This window comes from Mycobacterium sp. TH-M82 (assembly GCF_057473605.1).
On sequence record NZ_JBYCKY010000862.1, the window covers coordinates 1 to 2,866 of the forward strand.

The following is a 2,866-nucleotide window of genomic DNA, read 5'->3' on the forward strand; positions in this document are numbered from 1 at the left end:
GCCAGGACACCGAGTACGCCGCGCACCGGCAGCGGTTCCTGGCCGAACAGGGCTACGGCTACGTCATCCGCGACGCCGACGACCTGCTGGGCCCGGCGATCTAGCTTGCCGGCGAGTGTGCGTGTTCCCGTACGACAGGCAGAGGCGGGTCACGGTTTTGCCCACGCTCACGCCGAGATAGCGCCGCGGTAGCCTCGAATCATGGCGCTTACCAAGGAAGAGCGTGAAGCGTTTCTTGCCGAACTGCACGTCGCCGCGCTGTCGGTGAACGCCGGAGACGCCCGGGGGCCGTTGACGGTGCCGATGTGGTATCAGTATGCGCCGGGCGGGCAGCCCTGGGTGCTGACCGGTGCGGACTCGCGGAAGACCCGCCTGATCAGGGCAAGTGGCTGGTTCTCGCTGATGGTTGGGCGCACCGAGCCGACGTTGCGTTACGTCGCGGTCGACGGGACAGTCGGCCGGATCGAGCCCGGCACCGACGACCATCACATCGAGCTGGCGCGGCGCTATCTGCCACCCGAGCGCGCCGACAGATACCTCAAATTCGCACTGACCGAGCTTGGCGAACAGGTGGTCATCTACCTACAACCGCAGCACTGGAACTCCGCCGACCTGGGCGCCGTCTAGCTGCCATGGGTGCTAAACGTCTACGGTGGGGCCATGGCGTCCCTGCACACCGTGTTCCGGATTTTCTACCAGATCGGGTTTACGCCGTGGGACGGCCATCCGCAGTCGGCGACGCTGCGGGAACTGATCGAGGGACCTGACGCGTTGCCTCCTGGATCGGCGCTGGACGTCGGATGCGGCACCGGGGACTCGTCTGTCTACCTGGCCCGGCACGGATGGGACGTCACCGGGGTGGACTTCGTTCCCAAGGCGCTCGACAACGCGCGGGTCAAGGCCCGCAGCGCTGACGCTGCAGTCAATTTCGTCCGCGCTGACGTCACGCATCTGGGTGAGGCCGGGATCGGTGCGGACTTCCAGCTGATCGTGGACAACGGCTGCCTGCACGGCATGACTGGCCACGACCGGACCCTTTATGTCCAAGAGATCACCGCCGCCGCAGCCCCGGGCGCGCGGTTGTCGATCACAGCCTTCCAACGCGGTGGCCGGATCGCGCCGGCCGGCATCGACCAGGCAGAGATTGAGCGTCGATTCGCGCCGGAATGGACGCTGCTGTCGGCGGCAGATGAACCGCGGTGGGGACCACGAGGCCTCCTCGGCGCGTGGTTCGCGAGCAGATTCGTGGTACGCAGCTACGTGCTGCAGCGCCTCCAGTAGTCATCCGGACAGGCACGAAAGCCCACGAAAGCCCACGGAAAGCCCACGAAAGCCATTGCCAAACCTGTTTTTTCAGATGTTTGCGGGCATGTCTTACCGTTAGACGGTCAGCGACTCCGGCGGGGTGAACCGTTCGCCGTAGGTGGCGGCCAGCTCCTTGGCCCGGGCCACAAAACCTGCTCTGCCACCGGGGTAGCCGACGACGTACTGGGCGGTCCCGCCGGTCCACGGCGGGAAGCCGATGCCCATGATGGAGCCGATGTTGGCGTCGGCGGTCGACGTCAGCACACCCTCGTCGAGGCACTTCTGGGTCTCCAGTGCCTCGGCGAACAGCATCCGGTCGATCATGTCCTGCAGCGGCGGAGTCGACGAGCCGGACTTGAACGTCTCCCGCAGCCCGGGCCACAGGCCGACCCGCTTGCCGTCCGCGTAGGAGTAGAAACCGGCGCCCTTCAGCCGTGACGGCCGCCCGAGGGCGATCATCTTCTCGACGACCGCCTCGGCCGGATGCGCCGTGTAGGTGCCACCGGCGCTCTCCACACCCTTGCGGGTCGCGACCGCGATCTTGTGCATCAACTCCAGGTTCAGCTCGTCGGAGAGCTGCAGCGGCGGCGCCGGGTAGCCGGCCTGGCTGCCCGCGTGCTCGATGCTGGCCGGCTCCACACCCTCACCGAGCATCGCGATCGCCTCGTTGATGAAGGTGCTGATGACCCGGCTGGTGTAGAAGCCACGACTGTCGTTGACCACGATCGGGGTCTTGCCGATCGCCAGCACGTAGTCGAATGCCCGGGCCAGCGTCTCGTCGGAAGTTTTCTCGCCCTTGATGATTTCCACCAGCGGCATCTTGTCGACCGGGGAGAAGAAGTGGATCCCGATGAAGTCCTCCTGGCGTTTGACGCCGGCGGCCAGACCGGTGATCGGCAGGGTGGAGGTGTTCGACCCGAGCAGCGCGTTGGGTTCGACGATGTCCTCGATCTCGCCGAACACCTTGTGCTTGAGCCCCTGGTCCTCGAAGACCGCCTCGATCACGAAGTCGACACCGGCGAGGTCGGCCGCGTCGGCCGTCGGGACGATCCGGGTCAGCAGCGCCCTGGAACGCTCCTCGGTGGTCTTGCCCCGAGACAGCGCCTTGGCTTCGAGCTTCTCGGAGTAGCCCTTGCCCTTCTGGGCGGCTTCGGCGGAAACGTCCTTGAGCACCACGTCGAAACCGGCGCGGGCCGACACGTAGGCGATCCCGGCGCCCATCATGCCGGCACCGAGCACGCCGACCTTGGTGACCGGGGTCTTCCCGATGCCGTCCGGGCGGCTGCCGCCGCCGTTGATGTGCTGCAGGTCGAAGAAGAACGCCTGGATCATGTTCTTGGCGACCTGGCAGGTGACCAGCGACGCGAAATAGAGGCTCTCGATGCGGGTGGCAGTGTCGATGTCGTCCTGCGCGCCCTCGACCGCGGCGTCCAGGACGGCCCGCGGTGCGGGCATCGGTGCACCCTTGAGCTGTATTTTCAGCAGAGCCGGGAACGACGGCAGCACCGCTGCCAGCGCCGGCGTGGCCGGAGTGCCGCCGGGCATCTTGTAGCCCTTGGCA

At 66.6% G+C, this 2,866-nt stretch carries 3 protein-coding genes; 2 read left to right on the plus strand and 1 reads right to left on the minus strand.

The genetic code is table 11. The features are described 5' to 3' along the window. Nucleotides 1–201 precede the first annotated feature (201 nt). Entirely contained in the window at nt 202–627 is a 426-nt protein-coding gene (locus tag AC2VON_RS24980; RefSeq protein ID WP_486955216.1) for a pyridoxamine 5'-phosphate oxidase family protein, read from the plus strand. A gap of 33 nt (nt 628–660) precedes the next feature. Further along, entirely contained in the window at nt 661–1,281 is a 621-nt protein-coding gene (locus tag AC2VON_RS24985; RefSeq protein WP_486955217.1) for a class I SAM-dependent methyltransferase, read from the plus strand. Nucleotides 1,282–1,380: 99 nt separating this feature from the next. Here the strand turns inward: AC2VON_RS24985 and AC2VON_RS24990 are convergent. Beyond that, the coding region (locus AC2VON_RS24990) for a 3-hydroxyacyl-CoA dehydrogenase family protein (protein ID WP_486955218.1) at nt 1,381–2,866 on the minus strand (1,486 nt) is incomplete at its 5' end.